We start from the raw sequence: 20,334 nt of genomic DNA, 5'->3' as shown, positions 1-20,334 counted from the left end.
AGCTGCAACAGGCTATCCGCCTGCTCCAATTGTCGACCCTGGATCTGCAACAGGAAATCCAGGAGGCCCTGGAATCCAATCCGATGCTCGAACGCCAGGAAGAAGGCGACGACTTCGACAACTCCGATCCTCTGGCCGACAACGCTGAACAGAAGCCCAACACCGAGATCCAGGAACCCTCCTATCAGGAAACCGCCCCGACGGTGGATAACCTAGAGGAAGGCGACTGGAGCGAACGCATCCCCAACGAGCTTCCGGTCGATACGGCCTGGGAAGACGTCTACCAGACTAGCGCCAGCAGCCTGCCCAGCAGCGACGATGACGAGTGGGACTTCACCACCCGTACCTCCGCCGGCGAAAGCCTGCAAAGCCACCTTCTGTGGCAACTTAACCTCGCGCCGATGTCCGACACCGATCGACTGATCGCCGTCACCCTGATCGATTGCATCAACAATCAGGGTTATCTGGACGAAACCCTCGAAGAGATCCTCGAAGCGTTCGATCCGGAACTGGACATCGAGCTGGACGAAATCGAAGCTGTTCTGCACCGCATCCAGCAATTCGAGCCGGCCGGCATCGGCGCGCGCAATCTTGGCGAATGCCTGCTGCTGCAACTGCGCCAGTTGCCGGCCAAGACGCCTTGGCTGGCCGAAGCGAAACGTCTGGTCACCGATTATATCGACCTGCTGGGCAGCCGCGATTACAGCCAGTTGATGCGGCGCATGAAGCTCAAGGAAGACGAGTTGCGTCAGGTCATCGAGCTGGTGCAGAGCCTCAACCCGCGCCCGGGCTCGCAGATCGAATCGACTGAAGCTGAATATGTGGTCCCTGACGTCATCGTGCGCAAAGACAACGAGCGCTGGCTGGTCGAGCTGAATCAGGAGTCGGTGCCTCGCCTACGGGTCAACGCCCAGTACGCCGGCTTCGTGCGACGCGCCGATACCAGTGCCGACAACACCTTCATGCGCAATCAGTTGCAGGAAGCGCGCTGGTTCATCAAGAGCCTGCAAAGCCGCAACGAAACCCTGATGAAAGTTGCCACCCAGATCGTCGAGCATCAGCGCGGGTTTCTGGAATACGGCGATGAAGCCATGAAGCCGCTGGTCCTGCATGACATCGCTGAAGCGGTCGGCATGCACGAGTCGACGATTTCCCGGGTGACCACGCAAAAATTCATGCATACACCGCGCGGTATCTATGAATTGAAATACTTTTTTTCCAGCCACGTCAGCACCTCCGAAGGCGGTGAATGCTCGTCCACGGCGATCCGCGCGATCATCAAAAAACTGGTTGCCGCGGAAAATCAGAAAAAGCCGTTGAGTGACAGCAAGATCGCGGGGGGACTGGAGGCACAAGGCAGTCAGGTAGCGGTTGATGTAAGCCACGTTACAGCGTTCCAGTGGCAGGCTTTTCGGCCTGCCGCTTTATGCACTGGCAACGAAGGAGAAGCTGTATGCAAGTCAACATCAGTGGACACCAACTGGAAGTGACCGAACCTCTGCGCACCTACATCAACGAGAAACTCGAACGATTGGAGCGCCATTTCGACAAGATTACCAACGTGCAAGTCACGATGTGTGTCGAAAAGCTGAAGCAGAAAATCGAAGCCACCTTGCATATTCCCGGCAGTGAAGTGGTCGCCAACGCGGAACATACCGATATGTACGCCGCGATCGACGCCCTGACCGACAAGCTGGATAAACAACTCAAAAAGCATAAGGAAAAGACCCAGAGCCTGCTCCAGGGCGCGACCGGTCGATAACCCCCCACTCCATGATCCGACTTGAAAGTATCCTGACCCCCGGCCGTTCCCTCGTGAACGTGCCGGGCGGCAGCAAAAAGAGAGCCCTCGAACAGATTGCCAACCTGATCGCCCGCGAAGTGCCGGCTCTGGAGATGCAAGATGTCTTCGAGGCCCTGATCGCTCGTGAGAAACTCGGCTCCACCGGTTTCGGCAACGGCATCGCCATTCCTCACTGCCGCCTCAAGGGTTGCCAATCGCCTATCAGCGCCTTGATGCACCTTGAAGCCCCAATCGATTTCGACGCCATCGACGGTGCTCCGGTTGACCTGCTGTTCGTATTGCTGGTGCCTGAAGCTGCGACCGATGCGCATCTGGAATTGCTGCGTCAGATCGCCAGCATGCTTGATCGCAAGGACGTTCGCGAAAAATTGCGTAGTGCTTCGAGCAACGAAGCCTTGTATCAGGTCGTCGTGGACGAACAAAGCGGGCACTAATCATGCGCTTGATCATCGTCAGTGGCCGTTCCGGCTCGGGCAAAAGTACGGCGTTGAATGTCCTTGAGGACAACGGCTACTACTGCATCGACAATTTGCCGGCGGGCCTGCTGCCGGAACTCGCAGAGCGCGCACTCATTCATACTGAACTGGCACAACCGCTGGTGGCAGTGTCGATCGATGCGCGTAATCTGCCGAGTCATCTGTCACGCTTCCCCGAGTTGCTGGAAGAAGTCCGCAGCCGCCACATCCAGTGCGATGTGTTGTATCTGGACGCTGACGAAGAAACTCTGCTCAAACGTTTCTCGGAAACCCGTCGTCGGCACCCGCTGAGCACCGCCAATCGGTCGCTGGCTGAAGCCATCAACGATGAGACCGCCCTGCTCGGCCCGATTGCCGATCTTGCCGACCTCAAGGTCAACACCACCAATCTGAACCTGTACCAGCTGCGCGATACCATCAAGCTTCGTTTGCTGAACCAGCCGGAGCCCGGTACGGCGTTTCTGGTCGAGTCATTCGGTTTCAAGCGCGGCATGCCAGTCGACGCCGATCTGGTATTTGACGTGCGATGCCTGCCCAATCCGTACTGGAAGCCAGAGTTACGCGCGCAATCTGGTCTTGATGAGCCAGTGGCCGAGTACCTGGCGGCACAGCCGGAAGTCGAGGAAATGTTTCAGGACATTTTCGGCTACCTGCACAAATGGCTGCCGCGCTTCGCCGCGAGCAACCGCGCCTACGTCACCATTGCCATTGGCTGCACCGGCGGACATCACCGCTCCGTCTACCTGACCGAACGTCTGGGTCAGGCCCTGCAGAAAACCCTGAAGAACGTCCAGGTTCGCCACCGCGACCTCACTTAAAGGATTCACACCGCGATGCCTGCTCTGGAAATCGAAATCATCAATAAACTGGGTTTGCATGCCCGGGCGTCGGCCAAGTTTGTCGGGGTCGCCGGTCAGTATCCGGATTGCACGATCAGAGTGGGCCGGACACCAAAGTCCACCGTGGATGGCAAAAGCATCATGGCGATGATGATGCTGGCTGCGGGCAAAGGCACCAAAATCTATTTGAGTACTGAAGGACATCAGGAACGGGAAGCTCTGGATGCGCTGGTAGCGTTGATCAACAACTACTTCGATGAAGGCGGTTGATCGCCAGAAATTAAAAAATCGCAGCCTCGGCTGCGATTTTTTTCAACCCAACGCCGTATCCATCACCATCATCAGACAAAAACCCACCAACAGCCCAAGGCTGGCCAGCTTGTCATGACCATTGCGTCGCGACTCGGGGATCACTTCGTGGGTCACCACCAGCAACATCGCTCCCGCCGCCAGCGCCAGGCCCAAGGGCAACAGCACCTGCGCCAGGCTGACCAGCCACGCACAGAGCAGCGCAAACACCGGTTCGACCAGCCCTGACGCCGCACCGATCAAAAACGCTTTGACCCGCGACATCCCCGCACCGGCCAGCACCAGCGCGATCACCAGACCTTCCGGCACATCCTGCAACGCGATGCCCATGGCCAGACTGTCAGCATCGGGCATACCACCACCGGCCGACACGCCGACCGCCATGCCCTCCGGAATGTTATGGGCAATGATGGCGAACACAAACAGCCAGATCCGCGGTGGAATCACCGGGTGCTCGACTGTGCCGATGAGCATTTCGGGTGAGGCGCCAGAGACCCTGCGATCAACCAGGTACAGGCCGAATGCGCCGAGCATGATGCCGAAGCAGATCAGGCCGCTGGCTGCCCAAGGTGTCAAACCAAGGCTTTCGGCAGCGGCAATGCCCGGGACGATCAACGAAAAAGCCGTCGCTGCCAGCATCACCCCGGCACCGAAACCGAGCAACGTATCGCCTAGTGCCTGCGGCATGTTGCGAATCACCAGCACTGGCACAGCACCAAGTGCCGTTCCCAGGGCGCAGATCGCACCGCCCTGCAACGCCCTTGACAGCCGCGGCTCCAGGTTCAGCCATTCCAGTCCGTGGGCGACTAGCAAAGTCATACCCGCTAACAGCAACAGCGATCCCACTGCGTAACGAAACATACGCCCACTTCCGATCGCCAGTGTTTCAGTGCCCATAGTCAGCCTTGGATTGTTTTTATAGAAGACTTAAACCAGTGCGGCGTGATAACGCGCAGCAACTTCAGGCCAATTGATCACGTTGTAGAACGCATTGATGTATTCCGGGCGGCGGTTCTGGTAGCGCAGGTAGTAGGCGTGTTCCCAGACATCCAGACCGAGAATCGGCGTGTTGCCACTCATCAGCGGGCTGTCTTGGTTGCCGCTGCTTTCCACAACCAGGGTCTTCTCCGGGGTAACGCTGAGCCACGCCCAACCGCTGCCGAAACGGGTCAGTGCAGCTTTGGTGAATGCCTCTTTGAAACTGTCGAGACCACCCAATTGTTCATCGATGGCCTTGGCCAGTGCACCGTCCGGCTTACCGCCGCCATTTGGCACCATGACTTCCCAGAACAGCGAATGGTTGGCGTGACCGCCGCCCTGATTGATTACCGCCGCACGGAGTTTTTCCGGCAATTGCTGGACGCTGGCCACCAGTTTTTCTATCGGCCACTCGGCATATTCGGTGCCTTCGACTGCCGCGTTAAGGTTGTTGATGTACGTCTGGTGATGCTTGGTGTAGTGGATTTCCATGGTCTGCGCATCAATGTGCGGTTCCAAGGCGTTGTAGGCGTAGGGCAAGGCAGGCAAGGTAAAAGCCATTTCAGTGGACTCCATGATGATGTGGGGCAGGCGCGCGGCGCGCATTGCCGGTATCCGGGTGCAGCAGGCGCTGAGTGCGCGGGTATTCGCCGTGCTCGCTGATGAAATTCAATAACTCGACGTAGGTCTTGCTGCTTTGGCGCAACGCTGCTTCGCGCAGTGCCAAGCGTAAACGCTCGTCCTGCATGGTCTGCAACAGCCGCTGATGGATCGCGCAAAGATATTCGGCGCTCTCCTCCGGCTGATTCAGGCACAGGTGCAGATCCGCCAGGTTGTGATGGGAGATGACACAGGCCGCCACCGCTTCGTCGGCATCTGCCCAGCGTTCGAACAAAACTTGCGCCAGGGCCAGGGCTTGCAGGTAAGCCTCTCGGGCGTCAATCAGCTCTCCCAGCATGAAGCAGCGATTGGCCCGTTCGATCGTGCGTTTCCAGTGCTCCATGGTGAACCTCCAAAGCGGTTGCGGTGATTACACGCCGCCGGCGGTGAGTTTCTCGGGGTTGAGCAACTCTTCCAGTTGGCTGCGCGAAAGGTCGGTGTGTTCCAAGGCGACGTCGATCACCGGGCTACCCTGCTTGTAGGCCTGCTTGGCAATTTCGGCGGCTTTTTGATACCCGATGATCGGATTGAGCGCGGTGACCAGAATCGGGTTACGCGACAGCGCTTCCTTGAGCCGCGACTCATTGACCTTAAAGCTGGCGATGGCCTTGTCGCCCAGCAGGCGGCTGGAGTTGGCCAGCAGTTCGATGCTGCTCAGCAGATTCTGAGCGATGATCGGCAGCATCACGTTGAGTTCGAAGTTGCCCGACTGACCGGCGATGGTGATCACCGAATCGTTGCCGATCACTTGGGCTGCGACCATGGCTGTGGCTTCCGGGATCACCGGATTCACCTTGCCCGGCATGATCGAGGAGCCCGGTTGCAGAGCTTCAAGTTCGATTTCACCGAGGCCGGCGAGCGGGCCAGAGTTCATCCAGCGCAGATCGTTGGCAATTTTCATCAGCGACACAGCGGTCGCCTTGAGTTGCCCGGAGACGGCGACGGCGGTGTCCTGCGAGCCGATCAGCGCGAACAGGTCTTTGCCTTGGGTGAACTGCACGTTGGTGAGTTGGCTCAACTGGCGGCTGAAACGCGCGGCGAATTCAGGATGCGCATTGATGCCAGTGCCCACCGCCGTGCCGCCCTGCGCCAAGGATTGCAGGCTTGGCAACAGGTCTTGCAGATGGCCGATGTTGGCCTTGAGTTGTTGTGCCCAACCGTTGAGTACCTGGCTCATGCGCACAGGCATGGCGTCCATCAAATGCGTGCGCCCGGTTTTGACGTGGTGATGCACTTGCCCGGCTTTGTGCTCGATGACTTGCACCAGGTGTAGCAGCGCCGGCAGCAGTTGTTCGTGCAACGCCAGCGCGGCGCTGACGTGGATGGTGGTCGGGATGATGTCGTTGCTGCTCTGCCCGCAGTTGACGTGATCGTTCGGATTGACTGGCTCATCGAGAAGACGGCTGGCCAACGTGGCGATCACTTCGTTGGCGTTCATGTTGGAGCTGGTGCCGGACCCGGTCTGGAAGATATCCACAGGGAAATGCTTCATGAAGTCGCCTTCGAGCAGGCCTTGGGCGGCGTCGCTGATGGCTTTGCCCTGGGCGGCACTGATCTGGTTGAGTTCGACGTTGGCCCGGGCGGCGGCGGCTTTGGCCAAAATCAGCGCGCGGATGAATTGCGCCGGCATCGGCTTGCCGCTGATCGGGAAGTTATCCACTGCACGCTGGGTTTGCGCGCCGTAGAGAGCGTCCACCGGCACCTGCAGTTCGCCCATGCTGTCGCGCTCAATACGAGTCTTGGTCATCAGTAAATCCTTGCACCAGTTCAATGAGAGGAATCGAGGGTTGCAACTCGCAGGTCGCCAGTTGCCAGGTGTAGCGTTGCCAGCGTTTGAGCCGGCAATTGCACAGCGACAGGCGCTCCATTTCACGCAACGGGCGCCAGGCTTGATCGAGGCAGAGGCTGCGCCAGTGCCACGGCAAGGCGATGTCGGTGGCTGTGTCGAGCAGCAGACGGAACGAGGTTTCAGCGATAGTCCACGGGGAAGTTGCGGTACAGCAGGCCAGATACCGGCCTTCGGCCAGATAGTGTTCGATCAGACGCGGTTCGTCGGGATCCATCGCGCAACGGATCTGGCGACTCATCCAGCGCCAACCTTCGAGGTACGGCTGCTCATGCAAGGCAGAACTCATGATCCGGGACTCGTTCGGAGATGAGATTCATTATTAGATGATAATGAGAACCAAAACAAGAGTGCCTTTTTTAGGAGCCATCGTTGTGGCAGGCATAAAAAAGGCGCGCCACCCGATCGGATGGCGCGCCTTTTGGAGTTACGGGACTGGGTTTAGCTGCCCGCAACCGTCATCCGTTCGATCAACACCGAACCGGTGCGGATATTGCTGCGCAACTCCAGATCATTGCCCACGGCGACAATCTGCTTGAACATGTCGCGCATATTGCCGGCGATGGTCACTTCCTGCACCGCGAACTGGATCTCGCCGTTCTCGACCCAGAAACCCGCCGCCCCGCGAGAATAGTCACCAGTGACCATGTTCAAACCATGGCCCATCAACTCAGTGACCAACAGCCCACGACCCATGCGACGCAGCAATGCAGCCTGGTCTTCATCGCCATGGGTGACAAACAGGTTGTGCACGCCGCCGGCGTTGGCGGTGCTAGGCATGCCGAGTTTGCGCCCGGAATAAGTGCCGAGGATGTACGACACCAGCTCACCTTTTTCGACGAACGGTTTGGCGTAAGTTGCCAGGCCATCACCGTCATAAGAAGCACTGCCCATAGCTCGCATCAGGTGCGGACGCTCGTCGATGGTCAGCCATTCCGGGAACAGTTTCTGCCCTAGCGTGCCTTCCAGGAAAGACGATTTGCGATAAAGACTTCCGCCGGAAACCGCCGACAGGAAGCTACCGAACAACCCACCCGCCAGTTCTGCAGAAAACAGCACCGGGACTTCGCAAGTCGGCACCGGACGTGCGCCCAGACGGCTCGCCGCCCGTTGCGCGGCACGTTGGCCAATGCTCACCGGGTCAGCGAGCAAAGTGCCCTGACGGTTCACGTCGTACCAGTAATCACGCTGCATCTGGCCATTAGCCTCGGCGATCATCACGCAGCTCAGGCTGTGCCGGGTCGACGCATAGCCACCAATAAAACCGTGGCTGTTGCCGTAAACGCGGCAACCCTGATGGGTGCTGAGCGTAGTGCCGTCGGCGTTCTTGATTCGTGCATCGGCATCAAACGCCGCTGCTTCGCAGAGCAATGCCTTCTCGATGGCCTGCTCCGGGGTGATATCCCATTCGTGGAACAGATCGAAATCCTGCTGATCCTTGGCCATCAGGGCGGCATCGGCCAGACCTGACGCTTCGTCTTCGGACGTGTGCTTGGCGATGGCCAGTGCAGCGGCGACCGTTTCGCGAATCGCATCAGGCCCGGTGGCGGACGTGCTGGCCGAGCCTTTGCGCTGGCCGACATATAGCGTGATGCCAAAGCCCTGATCGCGGTTGAACTCGACGGTTTCGACCTCGCGCTGACGTACCGATGTGGACAGCCCCTGCTCCAGCGACACCGCGACTTCGCAGGCACTGGCGCCCTGACGCTTGGCTTCGGCGATGATCTGCTCGACTTGTTCCTGCAGTGCCGGCAATGCCTGCGGGCCGACGCTTTGAACTGCACTCATGCTCATCTCCACTCAAATTCTGCTTTCGGCTGGGGTCATCGAGCGACCGGGCCGGACAAGCGGCCCCCGACTGGTTATCATGGCGGCGTTTCTTTGCGGACTGCCACCATGGTTGATTCTTACGACGACTCCCTCGATACGGGAGAAAAAAGCAAATCTCAGGTCAAACGCGAGCTGCATGCTCTGGTTGACCTCGGCGAGCGCCTTACAACACTCAAGCCTGACTTGATCGCAAAACTGCCGCTGACCGACGCGATGCGCCGTGCCTTGGCCGATGCGCCCAAGCACACCGCGAACATCGCGCGTAAACGGCACTTGCAGTTCATCGGCAAGCTGATGCGCGATCAGGACACTGACGCGATTCTGACGCTGCTCGATCAACTGGATGCCTCTACTCGCCAGTACAACGAGCGTTTCCACAATCTCGAACGCTGGCGTGATCGCCTGATCGCGGGCGACGATGCCGTGCTGGAGAAATTCGTCGTCGAGTACCCGGACGCCGATCGCCAGCAATTGCGTTCCCTGATCCGTCAGGCCCAGCATGAGGTTGCGCAAAACAAACCTCCTGCATCGAGCCGCAAGATCTTCAAGTACATCCGTGAGCTGGACGAGACTCAACGCGGTCTGCGTTGATATTCGTCATCGGGTGGTCGCCCTGTGCGCCACCCGCAGCTCCACCTCATCTTATGCGCCCGTGCCACCCACGGTGATCGCATCGATTTTCAGCGTCGGCTGGCCAACACCCACCGGCACCGACTGTCCATCCTTGCCACACGTCCCCACACCGCTGTCCAGCGCCAGATCGTTACCGACCATCGACACCCGGCTCATCGCCTCGGGACCGTTGCCGATCAACGTCGCGCCTTTGACCGGTGCGGTGATCTTGCCGTCCTCGATCAAATAAGCCTCACTGGTGGAGAACACGAACTTGCCGCTGGTGATGTCGACCTGACCGCCGCCAAGGTTGGCGCAGTAGATGCCTTTCTTCACCGAAGCGATGATTTCCGCCGGATCGCTTTCGCCGCCGAGCATGTAGGTGTTGGTCATCCGTGGCATCGGCAGATGCGCATAGGATTCACGACGACCGTTGCCGGTACGGGCGACGCCCATCAGGCGCGCGTTGAGCTTGTCCTGCATGTAGCCCTTGAGTACGCCGTTTTCGATCAGCGTGGTGCATTCGGTCGGGGTGCCTTCGTCGTCGACACTCAGCGATCCACGACGCCCGCTCAGGGTGCCGTCATCGACAATGGTGCAGAGTTTCGAGGCGACCATCTCGCCCATGCGCCCGCTGTAGGCCGAACTGCCCTTGCGGTTGAAGTCGCCTTCCAGACCGTGGCCGACTGCTTCGTGCAGCAGTACGCCAGACCAGCCCGAACCCAACACCACCGGCAAAGTACCGGCCGGTGCCGGAATGGCTTCCAGATTCACCAGCGCCTGACGCAGCGCTTCACGGGCATAGCCCATGGCACGGTCTTCAGCGAGGAAATAACGGTAGTCGGTACGCCCGCCGCCGCCATGGCCGCCGCGCTCGCGACGACCATTCTGCTCAACGATGACGCTGACGTTGAAGCGCACCAGTGGCCTGACATCCGCCGCCAGTCCGCCGTCGGTGGACGCCACCAGAATCCGCTCCCAGACCCCGGCCATGCTCACGCTGACTTGCTGGATGCGCGGATCGAGAGCGCGAGTGGCGACGTCGATGCGCTTGAGCAGTTCGACTTTCTCGGCACGCGTCAGCACTTCCAGTGGATTGTCCGGCGCATACAGCTGGGCGACGTCTTGTGTGGAGAACGCCTGCACCGTGCCATTTTGCCCGGCACGGGAAATCGAGCGTGCTGCACGCGCCGCAGCGCCGAGGGCTTCGAGAGTGATTGCGTTGCTGTAGGCGAAACCGGTTTTCTCACCGGACTGCGCACGCACGCCGACACCCTGATCGAGGTTGAAGCTGCCTTCCTTGACGATGCCGTCTTCCAGCGCCCAGGACTCGGAGATCTGGCCCTGGAAATACAGGTCGGCAGCATCGATGCCCGGGCCGGCCAGATCGCCGAGCACGCCTTGCAGGCTCTCGATCGTCACGCCGCCGGGCGCCAAAAGGTGATCACTGACTGAGGACAACAACTCGCTCATGGTTTAGGCCTTTAATTCATGTTCTGAAGCAGGTCGCTGTGCGCCCTGAGAGAAAAACCGCCGATGACGCGTCACCGGCATTCGCGCCCTGATGGACGCCTGTTCATCGCTATCGCGTTCGGCCAACAGCACCGCTTCGCCTTGATCCTGATGCGCCAGCACACGCCCCCACGGGTCGACGATCGCCGCATGCCCGAAGGTTTCCCGCGGCCCCGGATGGGTCCCGCCCTGTGCTGCCGCCAACACGTAACACTGAGTCTCGATGGCCCGCGCGCGAATCAGCACATCCCAATGCGCCGCGCCGGTCACCGCGGTAAAGGCTGAAGGTGCCGTAATCAACTCGGCACCGGCGGCGCGCAATTCGCTGTACAGCTCCGGAAAGCGCAGGTCGTAACACACGGTCAGACCGACTTTGCCGACCGGTGTATCCGCAACCACCACACCACCGCCATAAGCATAGTCATCGGATTCGCGGTAACGCCCGCGATTGTCCGCCACATCCACATCAAACAGGTGCAGCTTGTCATACCGTGCAACGGTTTCGCCCAGATCGTTGATCAGCAGCGAGCATGCATGCGACTTGGCCGTCGGTTGATCGATGGGTGGTAGCGGCAACGTGCCGGCGACTATCCATAACCTGAGGTCGCGGGCCGTCTGTTTCAACCATGGCAGGATCGGACCTTCGCCCAATGCTTCAGCGCGACCGATGTCAGCGATGTCGCGACGGCCCATGGCAGCGAAGTTTTCCGGCAACACGGCCAGCTTCGCACCACCGGCCGCAGCCTGTTCGAGCAAGCGCCGGGCCTGAGCCAGATTGGCCAGCACGTCACTCTGGCTGACCATTTGAATGACCGCTAAAGACATGGCGAACTCCGCAAGACATATGCGGCCATGCTACTCCATCGTCTCAAGGCCTGGCTGTTCAAAAAGGCTTGTCGAACGTGATTTTCGGTTCTTTCCACGGGCCTTTGACGGTGTATTTCACACTGGCAAAACGTGCCACACGGTCACCGATCAGCTTGTCGATGAGGAACAGCGCACCGCCGACCGCCGGGGCACCGACGATCAGCGCGGCAATCGGCAGGTTATTGGTCACCGGCAAGGTCACCAGCAATTTGGCATCGACCTGATCACCGACCAGATCCAGCGTACCGTTCAGTTCGAGGTTGCTAGACGGCCCGGTCAGGCGAATCGGTTCCCGCGTGACATACACACCGTTGCTGGCAACCAGCAGTCCCTTGACCCGGTCGTAGCTCAAGCCTTTGCCGAACAGGTCGGAGAAATCCAGACGCAAACGGCGGCCGATGGAGTTGAAGTTCAGCAGCCCAAACACCCGCAGTGCCTGCGCACCGCCCTCGACTTCGACAAACTGGCCCTTGTTCAGCGACGCATCGAGGGTGCCGGAGAAGCGTTTGGTCGCCAGCCATGCCGGCGAACCCGGCCAGCGGCCATCGACGTCCATATGGAACTCTTCACTGGTCACGCTTGGCGCAAAGCCCCAGCCCTTGAGCACGTCGGCCAGATTCTTGCCGCCAATCCGGCCCTTGAACCAGCTGCTGGTCGACCCCGGCGCGCCTTCCCAGCCACCATTGCCCTGTAACAGAATGCCTTTGAGGCCCATGTCGAGGTTGTTCAGGGCGATGCCTTTGGCGGTCGGGCGCACTTTGAGCGACCAGCCACCGACCAGATCCTGGCCGAGGAACAGTTGATTGATGGTGATATCCAGCGCCGGAATTTTCGATGGATCCACCGACGCCAACGGGTCTGGTGAATTTTCGTCGGCCTGTACCGTCGGGTCCGGCGCCGGCAGTCGCACGTATTGCAGATTCACCGCAAGCGGTGTGCTTTTCGCGTCCGGAAGGCTGGCAGTGCCTTTGGCCTGTTGACTGTCGAGCGCCAGATTCCACGCCCCCGGCTTGCGATTGACCTGAACCGAGGCCTGATCCAGCGTGGTGCCGAACGCCGTGAGCTTGCCGATCTTGAAGTCAGCACTGCTCAACAGTTGCTTGGCACTGCCGCCCGGGTCCTGTCCGGCATATTTGTTGACCAGGTCCTGCCACGGCGCAACGTCCAGTTCCGACAGCACGCCGCGAATACGCAAGCCCTTGGCGCCCGGCAGCACCGCTTCGCCTGCACCGAGAAACAACTCGCCGCGCCCGTCAGCGAAATTCGTCGGTGGTGCGGCAAAGGTGAAATTGGCCAGTTGATCGTAATTGACCCAGTAACGCCGCTCCTGCCCTTGCAGAGTCATGCGGAAGACCGTGTCGCGACCGACATCGGCTGCCATACCGAACGGTGCGGGCAGGTCGACGGTCACCCCTTTGAGGTTGGAGCTGACCATCAACTGGCTGTCGGCGCCGTCGAGGTTCAGTTGCAGCTGATAGGGAATCGTCCCGGTCACCGGTACCGGCTGAGTCACGCCGAGCCAGTCAGTGAGTTTCTTGACCTCTACCTGTCCCGAAGCGGCCACTCGGGTTCTGAGCTTACCGGGGCTGCCATCGGCAAAGATTTGCGCGGTGACCGGTTTGTCGAACGCCCGAGCTGCGATGTTCTGCCCACTGAGCCCCTTGGCGCTGTCGAAACGGAAGTCGCCCTTGAGTTGCGTCAGCTCCAGTTTCGGTTCGGCCAGTTTCAGCCGCGCATTGGCGGTTTTGAAGTCGACGAGGATTTTCGGCTGGTCTCCCTTGGCCAGCGGAATATCCAGTTTCAGCTTGCCTTGCAGATCGCCCGAGCCTTCCCAGCCGGCGAAGGTATCGGCGGTGCCGATCGGTGCTTCCTGCAGGATCTTCAGCCCGTCACCCAGACCACCGGCAAATGCGCCGTCGAGAAACATATGGGTGTTCTGACCCGACGGAACATGGGGAATATTGACGAAAACATCACTGACCTGCGTATCGAGCAACTGGCCCTTGCTGGCCCAGATCCGCACGCCGCTGTCTTCGATGAACACGTCACCACTGACCTTGCTCACATGCGGCCAGCCCGGCTGGAAGGCCAGTTCGGCGTCATGCACCTTGAAGAACAGGCTGATGCTGCGGTCGGCCTCGCCGGCATTTTTGCTCAGCGAACCTTGGTACTGGAAGAAGCCCTGATCCACCGCGCCTTTGAGAATCGCGGTGCGCAGCCATTCGTCGAGCGCCGGGCTCAGCACTTCGGGCAAATACTTGGCGGTGTAGCGGCCGTCGCCATCGACAAGACCGACCCGCAAGTCCATGTAGTCTTCCTGGCTGTGATCGAAATGCAGTCGAATGAGGAAGTCGCCGGCAATCTTGCCCTCCTCGCCCAGTACCTTCAGGTACGGCGCGATCAGAGTGAAGCCGTCTTTATCCAGTTTCCAGGTGAGCCGTGCGTTGGCCTGAATGTATTGCCAGGGCTTGGCGAAGATCGGATCGAGGTGCAGGACAAAATCCTTGCTGTCCATGCGCAACTCGCCACCATCGAGATTACCGCTGAGGCTGCCGCTGACATTTCGCGCCGCAGGGGCGCCGTGATAGGCATCAAAACCGACACGATCGAGGTTGGCGGCAAAGCCGAATTTTGTACCGTCAGTGGCGTTCGGGCGGAAATCCAGCAACACGTTGCGCAGCCCACCGGTCACTTTCAGGCGCTCGACCACGGTGGCGAAGCCTTGCGGCAGCGGCCCCAACGCGTTGAGTAACGGGGTGATCGGGGTGAGATCAAGACGATCTGCCTGCAAATGCCAGAGTTCGTCGACCTTGTCAGTGGCGCGCGTCTGCTGCACTTGCACGCGCGTCTCCCAACGGGTTTCGCCGAAGTTCATCGCCAGCGAATCGAGGGTGACGGTCGCGCCGTTGGCACTGTTTTTATAGTAGGCGTTGAGCGCCAGATTGTTGATCTGGATCGGCTTGCGCTCGGCGTAGGCGCCAGTCACTTGCGGTGCGTTCAAACGCAGCGCCGCACTTTGCAGCGCGCCCTCGGCCCAGTTCACCCAGAGCTCGCCGCCGGCCTTGATCTCGGAGAAATTCCATTGTTGAGTGAGGCGCTCTGGCAGCCACTTCGACCAATCACTTTGCGGCAGGCTGGCGTAGCCTTCTATCGCGCTGTCTTGCCATTGGCCGGGGCGGATTCGAGTTCGCAGGTTCAGTGCAACGGGTTGGCCATCAGGCAGGGTCAAACGTGCATCGAGACGCTGACGAGTGGCACCGGTTTTCAGGTTGAGGCCGACGTAGGTGAGGGTCATCGGCGCGTGATCCAGTGGCTGCAAGGTCACCTGACTGTCGAGCACCGACAGTTGCTGAATCATTTGCGAGCGCTTGAACAGTTGCTCGGGATCGAACGGTTGATCCTTCTGCACCGGCAAGCCTTCCAGCGCCCAGGTGCCGTCCTCGGATTCCTTGAGGCTGATTTTCAGGCCATTGAGTTCCAGATGAGCGATGCGCACTTCGCGGGCCAACAGACTGGCCCACAGATCGGGTACTGCACGCACTCGATCAAGACGCAGGGCGTTGGCACCGTCGCCGACCATCACATCATGGGCCAGCAGGATCGGCGCGAACCCGCTCCAGTTACCCTCCAGCTCGCCAATCTGCAACGGCATGCCGAGGGCTGCACTGGCCTTGTCTTCGATGTCGGTGCGGTACTCGGCCACCAACGGGGTCAGCTCGCGACCGAGACTGACATACAACGCCATCAACACCAGAACCAACGCGCACAGGCCCAGCCCCCAGCGGGTGAGTGCGGCCAAAATGCGTGTCAGACGGTCCATGTCAGTTGGCTCCCATGGCAAAAATACTGCGAAAAGCTGAGGCCAGCCGCTGTGGAAAAAAGATGACGCAGGGGTTCAGAGCAGCACCACGTCATATTGTTCCTGGGAATACATGGTTTCCACCTGGAAGCGAATGGTGCGCCCGATAAACCCTTCAAGCTCGGCAACGTTGCCGGACTCTTCGTCGAGCAGTCGGTCGACCACTTTCTGGTTCGCCAGCACGCGATAACCCTCGGCCTGATAGGCTCGGGCTTCACGAAGGATCTCGCGGAAAATCTCGTAACAGATGGTTTCCGCAGTCTTCAGCTTGCCGCGACCCTGACAACTGCTGCACGGTTCGCACAGCACTTGCTCCAAGCTTTCGCGGGTACGCTTGCGGGTCATCTGCACCAGGCCCAACTCGGTGATCCCGATGATGTTGGTCTTGGCATGATCGCGCTCCAGTTGTTTCTCCAACGTACGCAACACCTGGCGCTGATGCTCTTCATCTTCCATGTCGATGAAGTCGATGATGATGATCCCGCCCAGATTGCGCAGACGCATCTGCCGGGCAATCGCAGTGGCCGCTTCGAGATTGGTCTTGAAGATGGTTTCTTCGAGATTGCGATGACCGACGAATGCCCCGGTATTGACGTCGATGGTGGTCATGGCTTCCGCCGGATCGACCACCAGATAGCCACCGGATTTCAGCGGTACCTTGCGCTCAAGCGCTTTCTGGATTTCGTCTTCGACGCCGTACAAATCGAAAATCGGCCGCTCGCCCGGGTAATGTTCCAGACGATCGGCGATTTCAGGCATCAGTTCGGCGACGAACTGCGTGGTTTTCTGGAAGGTTTCCCGGGAATCGATGCGGATTTTCTCGATCTTCGGATTGACCAAGTCACGTAGCGTGCGCAGGGCCAGACCGAGGTCTTCGTAGATCACACTCGGCGCAGATATGGTTTTGATCTGTTCGTTGATCTGATCCCACAGGCGCCGGAGATAGCGGATGTCCATAAGGATCTCATCGGCCCCGGCGCCTTCAGCGGCGGTACGCAGAATAAAGCCGCCAGCCTCCTTGATGCCTTCTTTGGCCACACAATCGGTGACCACCTGCTTAAGGCGATCGCGCTCGGCTTCGTCTTCGATTTTCAGCGAAATACCGACGTGGGCGGTGCGCGGCATGTACACCAGGTAGCGCGACGGAATCGACAACTGCGTGGTCAACCGCGCGCCTTTGGAGCCTATCGGGTCTTTGGTGACCTGCACCACCAGGCTCTGACCTTCGTGCACCAGCGCGCTGATACTTTCCACCGCAGGGCCTTCGCGCAGAGAAATCTCCGCAGCATGAATGAACGCCGCACGATCCAGACCGATGTCGACGAACGCTGCCTGCATACCCGGCAACACCCGGACAATCTTGCCTTTATAGATGTTGCCGACGATCCCGCGTTTTTGCGTGCGCTCGACGTGGACTTCTTGCAGCACACCGTTTTCGACCACCGCCACGCGCGACTCCATCGGCGTGATGTTGATCAGAATCTCTTCACTCATGGCAGGATCTCGTTCAGGCATGTTCACGATAATGGCCGCATCTTGTTCGTACGACGCTTATTGCGCGTTCAGGTTTTGCCAACAGGGTATGCCGAAATGGCCCAACAGTTCTGCGGTTTCGCAAACAGGCAACCCGACCACCGCCGAATAACTGCCATTGAGCCCCGCGACAAATACCGCGCCAAGCCCCTGAATGCCGTAACCACCGGCCTTGTCCCGGGGCTCGCCGCTGGCCCAGTAGGCAGCAGCCTCTTCGCGGCTGATCGGCCGGAACCGCACCAGACTGCGTACCACCCGCGAGTCGCAGCGCTCACCTTCGAGCACGGCAATCGCCGTCAGCACTTCATGCTCCTTGCCGGACAACATCATCAGCATGGCGCATGCATCGGCTTCGTCCACCGGTTTGCCAAGAATTTTGCCGTCCAGCACCACCGCGGTGTCGGCACCCAACACGCAGAATGCCTGGCCGGACACGACCGTGCGCCGGCCGGCCTCAGCCTTGCCGCGCGCAAGGCGCTCGACATAGGCCGATGGCGATTCTTCGGGCAACGGGGTTTCATCGATATCCGCGCTGATGGCGGAGAACGGAACGCCGATCTGCGTGAGCAACTCACGCCGACGCGGCGATCCAGAGGCGAGGTAAAGCGGCTTCATCAAAACGTCTCCCTGTTCAGTGCCCTGCTTCACCGGATCAATTGATTTTGTAGCGGCGGCGCAATCCACGCAGGGCGAAACTGATCCAGGGCCAGAGCAAGGCGCTGACCAGTGCCGGCAGGACCAGCGCCAGAGTCGGCTGACGGTTGCCGGTCAAGGCACTGAGCCACAACTGCACCAGTTGTGCGAGGCCGAAGATCACCAGGATCACCAGGCACTGTTGCCACATCGGGAACATTCGCAAGCGTTGTTGCAGTGACAGCACCAGGAAAGTGATCAGCGAGAGGACGAGCGCGTTCTGCCCGAACAGATCGCCCTGCAGCACGTCTTCGGCCAGACCCAGGCAGAACGCCGTGACCATGCCGACCGTCTGCGGCATGTACAGCGCCCAGAACGTCAGGAGCAACGCCAGCCACAGCGGACGCAGTATTTCCATGAAGATCGGCAACGGCGAGACGCTGAGCAACAAGCCGATAACAAACGTCAGCCAGACCATCCAGCCATTTCGAGAGGCTTTTACACCGACCATTATTCTCGTCCCCCAGTGGTGACTGGCGCCGTCGCCGGCGGTTTGGCGGGCGGTTTGCTGGCTGCTGGCGCAGAAGCCGGTGGCTTTGTCGCCGTCGGAGCAGTCGCCGGCGGCTTGCTCGCGCCAGGCTTGACCGGCGTCGCGGCGGGCACTGTGGCGGCGGGTGCCTGTTCGGCGGTTGGCGTTGCGGCAGGCGCCGGCATGACCAGCGGTCGCGAAACGTTGGCCGGCTGCATAGGACCGCCGCCATGGGCATCCAGAGCTTCCTGAGCCTGCGCGGCGTCGTTGGCGCGCTCCTCGGCGGTACGCGAGTCACTGAACACCAGCAGCAGGTAGCGACTACGGTTCAACGCAGCAGTCGGCACAGCGCGAACGATTGCGAACGGTTGACCGGAATCGTGGATCACTTCCTTGACCGTCGCCACCGGATAACCCGCCGGAAAACGCTGACCGAGGCCAGAGCTGACCAGCAAATCGCCTTCCTTGATATCCGCCGTGTCGGCGACGTGGCGTAGTTCCAGACGTTCCGGGTTGCCGGTACCGCTGGCGATTGCCCGCAAACCGTTACGGTTCACTTGCACAGGAATGCTGTGAGTTGAGTCGGTCAGCAGCAATACACGGGAGGTGTACGGCATCAACTCGACCACCTGCCCCATCAGACCGCGTGCATCGAGCACCGGCTGACCGAGGACCACGCCGTCGCGCTCACCTTTGTTGATGATGATGCGGTGGGTGAAGGGGTTGGGGTCCATGCCGATCAACTCGGCTACTTCAACCTTTTCGTTGACCAGCGCTGAAGAGTTGAGCAACTCGCGCAGCCGAACATTCTGCTCGGTCAGTGCGGCAAGCTTCTGCATGCGGCCCTGATACAGCAGGTTTTCGGTCTTGAGTTTTTCGTTTTCGGCGATGAGTTCGGTGCGACTGCCGAACTGGCTGGCGATACCGTCCCACAGCCGTCCGGGCAGGTCGGTGATCCAGTAGGCATCCATCAGCACCAGCGACGCTTGTTTGCGCGCAGGCTTGAGCAGATCAAAGCGGGCATCGACCACCATCAGCGCAACCGACAACACGGCCAGCACCAACAGGCGGACGCCCAGTGAAGGGCCCTTGGCGAAAAGCGGTTTAATAAGCCGCTCCTCCCAGGCAAATGTTCTGTTTATTCATACGGCATCAAACCGGCCTGGATGAAGACTGACAGAAGATAAACGCCAACAGGCAGCACTGCAAAGTGCTGCCTGCGCGCTCACCCACGTATTGCACTCGGCGACTTATTCGCTCGAGAGCAGATCCATGGTGTGCTTATCCATCATTTCCAATGCACGGCCACCGCCGCGAGCAACGCAAGTCAGCGGATCTTCGGCAACGATCACCGGCAGACCGGTTTCCTGAGCCAGCAACTTGTCGAGGTCACGCAGCAGCGCGCCACCACCGGTCAGCACCAGGCCACGCTCGGCGATGTCGGAAGCCAGTTCCGGCGGCGACTGCTCCAGGGCGCTTTTCACGGCCTGAACGATGGTGGCCAGGGACTCTTGCAGAGCTTCCAGCACTTCGTTGGAGTTCAGGGTGAATGCGCGTGGAACGCCTTCGGCCAGGTTGCGACCGCGAACGTCGACTTCGCGAACTTCGCCGCCCGGGTAGGCCGTACCGATTTCCTGCTTGATGCGCTCGGCGGTGGATTCGCCGATCAGGCTGCCGTAGTTGCGGCGCACATAAGTGATGATCGCTTCATCGAAACGGTCGCCACCAACGCGGACGGATTCGGCGTAAACCACACCGTTCAGGGAGATCAGCGCGATTTCGGTAGTACCACCACCGATATCGACGACCATCGAACCGCGCGCTTCTTCTACCGGCAGGCCGGCACCGATCGCAGCAGCCATTGGCTCTTCGATCAGGAACACTTCACGCGCACCGGCACCAAGAGCCGATTCACGGATGGCACGACGCTCAACCTGGGTGGATTTGCATGGACCGCAGATCAGCACACGAGGGCTAGGCTGCAGAAAGCTGTTTTCGTGAACCTTGTTGATGAAGTATTGCAGCATCTTTTCGCAGACGCTGAAGT

General features: G+C 59.8%; 19 protein-coding genes and 1 pseudogene. 6 read left to right on the top strand and 14 right to left on the bottom strand.

Annotated elements, in window-relative coordinates; translation table 11 throughout:
- Positions 1–2: 2 nt before the first annotated feature.
- The 5 genes and pseudogenes from ACIOVB_RS22385 to ACIOVB_RS22365 form a co-directional block, all read left to right on the top strand.
- Positions 3–1,370, top strand: a pseudogene (locus ACIOVB_RS22385) (RNA polymerase factor sigma-54); the annotation flags it as partial.
- Positions 1,371–1,453: 83 nt separating this feature from the next.
- Positions 1,454–1,762 carry a ribosome hibernation-promoting factor, HPF/YfiA family gene (hpf, locus tag ACIOVB_RS22380; RefSeq protein WP_187676780.1) on the top strand — a complete coding sequence of 103 codons (309 nt, stop codon included), beginning with the start codon at positions 1,454–1,456 and terminating at the stop codon, positions 1,760–1,762.
- A gap of 11 nt (positions 1,763–1,773) precedes the next feature.
- Complete coding sequence (gene ptsN / locus ACIOVB_RS22375) at positions 1,774–2,238, top strand: PTS IIA-like nitrogen regulatory protein PtsN (protein WP_401271479.1); 465 nt, start codon at positions 1,774–1,776, stop codon at positions 2,236–2,238.
- 2 nt (positions 2,239–2,240) lie between these two features.
- The gene (gene rapZ / locus ACIOVB_RS22370; RefSeq protein ID WP_401271477.1) at positions 2,241–3,098 is read left to right on the top strand and encodes an RNase adapter RapZ; all 858 of its coding nucleotides are present in this window, start codon (positions 2,241–2,243) and stop codon (positions 3,096–3,098) included.
- Between the two features lie 15 nt (positions 3,099–3,113).
- Positions 3,114–3,389 carry an HPr family phosphocarrier protein gene (locus tag ACIOVB_RS22365; protein ID WP_401271474.1) on the top strand — a complete coding sequence of 92 codons (276 nt, stop codon included), beginning with the start codon at positions 3,114–3,116 and terminating at the stop codon, positions 3,387–3,389.
- Positions 3,390–3,431: 42 nt separating this feature from the next.
- Here ACIOVB_RS22365 and ACIOVB_RS22360 read toward each other — a convergent pair whose 3' ends face one another.
- The 6 genes from ACIOVB_RS22360 to pmbA form a co-directional block, all read right to left on the bottom strand.
- Complete coding sequence (locus tag ACIOVB_RS22360) at positions 3,432–4,325, bottom strand: ZIP family metal transporter (protein ID WP_187676776.1); 894 nt, start codon at positions 4,323–4,325, stop codon at positions 3,432–3,434.
- A 30-nt stretch (positions 4,326–4,355) separates the two neighbouring features.
- Positions 4,356–4,967, bottom strand: coding sequence for a superoxide dismutase (locus tag ACIOVB_RS22355; protein ID WP_401271498.1), 612 nt, complete (start codon positions 4,965–4,967; stop codon positions 4,356–4,358).
- Between the two features lies 1 nt (position 4,968).
- Positions 4,969–5,409, bottom strand: coding sequence for a hypothetical protein (locus ACIOVB_RS22350; protein ID WP_187676775.1), 441 nt, complete (start codon positions 5,407–5,409; stop codon positions 4,969–4,971).
- Positions 5,410–5,436: 27 nt separating this feature from the next.
- Positions 5,437–6,813 (bottom strand): class II fumarate hydratase, encoded by a 1,377-nt coding sequence (locus tag ACIOVB_RS22345; protein WP_401271470.1) that lies wholly within the window; start codon positions 6,811–6,813, stop codon positions 5,437–5,439.
- Complete coding sequence (locus ACIOVB_RS22340; RefSeq protein ID WP_401271467.1) at positions 6,794–7,201, bottom strand: FagA protein; 408 nt, start codon at positions 7,199–7,201, stop codon at positions 6,794–6,796. The genes ACIOVB_RS22345 and ACIOVB_RS22340 overlap by 20 nt, the downstream gene beginning before the upstream one ends.
- A 152-nt stretch (positions 7,202–7,353) precedes the next feature.
- Entirely contained in the window at positions 7,354–8,706 is a 1,353-nt protein-coding gene (gene pmbA / locus ACIOVB_RS22335; protein ID WP_187676772.1) for a metalloprotease PmbA, read from the bottom strand.
- 102 nt (positions 8,707–8,808) lie between these two features.
- Here pmbA and yjgA point away from each other — a divergent pair, with 102 nt between their 5' ends.
- The gene (yjgA, locus tag ACIOVB_RS22330; RefSeq protein ID WP_007915377.1) at positions 8,809–9,333 is read left to right on the top strand and encodes a ribosome biogenesis factor YjgA; all 525 of its coding nucleotides are present in this window, start codon (positions 8,809–8,811) and stop codon (positions 9,331–9,333) included.
- Positions 9,334–9,384: 51 nt separating this feature from the next.
- Here yjgA and tldD read toward each other — a convergent pair whose 3' ends face one another.
- The 8 genes from tldD to mreB all read right to left on the bottom strand — a co-directional run.
- Positions 9,385–10,827 carry a metalloprotease TldD gene (gene tldD / locus ACIOVB_RS22325; RefSeq protein ID WP_064387936.1) on the bottom strand — a complete coding sequence of 481 codons (1,443 nt, stop codon included), beginning with the start codon at positions 10,825–10,827 and terminating at the stop codon, positions 9,385–9,387.
- Positions 10,828–10,830: 3 nt separating this feature from the next.
- Positions 10,831–11,691: a carbon-nitrogen hydrolase family protein gene (locus ACIOVB_RS22320; RefSeq protein WP_401271463.1), complete on the bottom strand. Its 861-nt coding sequence runs from the start codon at positions 11,689–11,691 to the stop codon at positions 10,831–10,833.
- A 58-nt stretch (positions 11,692–11,749) separates the two neighbouring features.
- Positions 11,750–15,553, bottom strand: a complete 3,804-nt coding sequence (locus tag ACIOVB_RS22315; RefSeq protein ID WP_401271460.1) for a YhdP family protein — start codon at positions 15,551–15,553, stop codon at positions 11,750–11,752.
- A gap of 75 nt (positions 15,554–15,628) precedes the next feature.
- Positions 15,629–17,086: a ribonuclease G gene (gene rng / locus ACIOVB_RS22310; RefSeq protein ID WP_305441406.1), complete on the bottom strand. Its 1,458-nt coding sequence runs from the start codon at positions 17,084–17,086 to the stop codon at positions 15,629–15,631.
- A 57-nt stretch (positions 17,087–17,143) separates the two neighbouring features.
- Entirely contained in the window at positions 17,144–17,740 is a 597-nt protein-coding gene (locus tag ACIOVB_RS22305) for a Maf family protein (protein ID WP_401271457.1), read from the bottom strand.
- Positions 17,741–17,777: 37 nt separating this feature from the next.
- Complete coding sequence (gene mreD / locus ACIOVB_RS22300) at positions 17,778–18,269, bottom strand: rod shape-determining protein MreD (RefSeq protein ID WP_187676767.1); 492 nt, start codon at positions 18,267–18,269, stop codon at positions 17,778–17,780.
- A complete protein-coding gene (gene mreC, locus ACIOVB_RS22295) occupies positions 18,269–19,396 on the bottom strand; it encodes a rod shape-determining protein MreC (RefSeq protein ID WP_401271495.1) in 1,128 nt (375 codons plus the stop codon). The genes mreD and mreC overlap by 1 nt, the downstream gene beginning before the upstream one ends.
- Positions 19,397–19,537: 141 nt before the next feature.
- Positions 19,538–20,334 (bottom strand): rod shape-determining protein MreB (gene mreB / locus ACIOVB_RS22290; protein WP_401271454.1); only part of this gene is annotated, 797 nt, incomplete at its 5' end.

The sequence above is a fragment of the Pseudomonas sp. NPDC087639 genome (genome assembly GCF_044743385.1).
Lineage (GTDB): Bacteria > Pseudomonadota > Gammaproteobacteria > Pseudomonadales > Pseudomonadaceae > Aquipseudomonas.
This window is presented reverse-complemented; position numbering and strand designations above follow the sequence as displayed.